We start from the raw sequence: 1,074 nt of genomic DNA, 5'->3' as shown, positions 1-1,074 counted from the left end.
CCCCGCGCTGCAGGTCGCCCAACTCGAGCAGATCGACTGGCGCATCAGTATTTTGGTCAGCCTGGTCGTCATCGAACCAGTACCGTTGTCGTTGGAACGGGTAGGTGGGCAAGTCGACCACACGGGCACCGGCACCGTCGAAGACGGCCCGCCAGTCCACCGTCACCCCGTGCGCGAAGAGCTCGCCCATCGCCAGCAGGAACCGCCGGAACTCGTCTTCCTCCCGACGCAACGTACCCAGTACGACAGCCTCCGGCACCGTCTCCTGCACCGGCATCGTCAATACCGGGTGCGGACCGACCTCCACGAAAACCCGATGGCCTGCGGCGGCCAATTCCCGGACCGCATCCTCGAGACGTACCGGCTCCCGCAGGTTCCGATACCAGTACTCGGCATCCATCGAGGACGGGTCCAGCCGACCGCCGGTCACCGCGGAGTAGAAGGCGATGTCACTCGGATGCGTCACGACATCGCGCCCCGCCGCCAGCACAGCCTCCCGAATCATCTCCACCTGAGGCGAATGAGACGCGTAGTCGACCGGGATCACCCGCGCGCGAATCCCACGGGCCGCACAGTCTGCGACATAGCCATGCACATCGGCAACCGCACCCGACACCACGACGCTGTCGGGACCGTTGAGTGCTGCGACGGTGACACCCGCATAGCCGACCTCTCCGGCGGCCACAGCGATCGATGCCATCGCGCCATGACCCGACAGCCGATCGGCAATCGCGCGACTGCGAAATACGCTCAGCCGCAACGCATCCGAAATCTCCAGAATGCCCGCTGCGCACGCCGCCGCGATCTCACCTTGCGAATGACCCACCACCGCAGCAGGAACCACACCCACCGAGCGCCACAACTGCGCCAACGACACCATCACCGCGCACAACGCCGGCTGCAGGACATCCACACGCTGCAATGCCTGCTCATCACCGAGCACATCACGCAACGACCAATCCACCAACTCCCCCAACAGACGCGCACACTCGTCCATCCGCGCCCCGAAAACGGGCGACGACTCCCACAACCCCCGAGCCATCCCCACCCATTGCGAACCCTGCACAGGGAAAA

1 protein-coding gene is annotated in these 1,074 nt (G+C 65.2%); it reads right to left on the bottom strand.

The window, feature by feature from the left end:
* Positions 1-1,042: acyltransferase domain-containing protein (locus ACIRS4_RS38820; RefSeq protein ID WP_404205078.1), on the bottom strand; the 1,042-nt coding region annotated here is incomplete at its 3' end.
* Between the last annotated feature and the right edge of the window lie 32 nt (positions 1,043-1,074).

This window comes from Streptomyces sp. NPDC101166 (assembly GCF_044768125.1).
In the GTDB taxonomy this organism is placed as follows: Bacteria; Actinomycetota; Actinomycetes; order Streptomycetales; family Streptomycetaceae; genus Streptomyces.
The sequence above is the reverse complement of the archived record's forward strand: the minus strand, read 5'-3'. Positions and strand labels throughout refer to the sequence as shown.